This window comes from Vibrio sp. 1401 (assembly GCF_033340295.1).
Genome location: NZ_JAWOWF010000509.1, coordinates 1 through 623, shown reverse-complemented (window position 1 = coordinate 623; position 623 = coordinate 1). Strand labels below are relative to the sequence as shown.

The 623-nt window shown below is 46.1% G+C and carries 1 protein-coding gene; it reads right to left on the bottom strand.

The annotated features are described in order from the left end of the window. Positions 1-25 precede the first annotated feature (25 nt). Positions 26-623, bottom strand: a 598-nt coding sequence (locus R7Z77_RS26520; protein WP_318137194.1) for a sensor histidine kinase, incomplete at its 5' end; no start/stop codon positions are given.

Here is a 623-nt window from a genome sequence, read left to right as displayed (position 1 = left end):
ATGATCATCACTCGCGTTGCCATGTTCATACTTGTTCTTCCTTTGGCAAATACACGGTTATTCGCGTTCCATGTTCTGTGTTTGGTAGCATTTCAACATGCCCGTGATAGCGGGTCGCTAATTGGTTCACTAGGTGCAAACCTACCCCTCTATTTTGTCGAGATTTTGTCGAAATGCCTTTTTTGAAAAGGGTTTGAGGTTCAATGTTCTCTGGCAACCCACATCCGTGATCGCTGACTTCTAAAATAACTTCGTTGCCGTAATCGCTAACCGAGACTTCGATGTTTCGACGCTCTGATGCAACGTTGGATTCATTGCGAATAACGCTCAAAGTCGCATCAAACGCATTGTCGATTAAGTTACCTAAAATGGTGACCAGATCTTCCGAATTTAACCATTCAGTAAGCGGCTCCAAGCGACTGCCCTCCTCGACCACCAGCTGCAAACCCAGTTCTCGTGCTCGCTCTGTTTTGCCCAACAACATACCCGCAATAAGCGGATCTTTTATGGTATCTCGCAAAAACTCAATCATGGCTTGATAATGGGCGGTTTCTTGCCCGATGAGCTTTTGTACAGCCTCGAGCTCACCCATTTGGACTAAGCCACTGATCGTATTGAGCTTG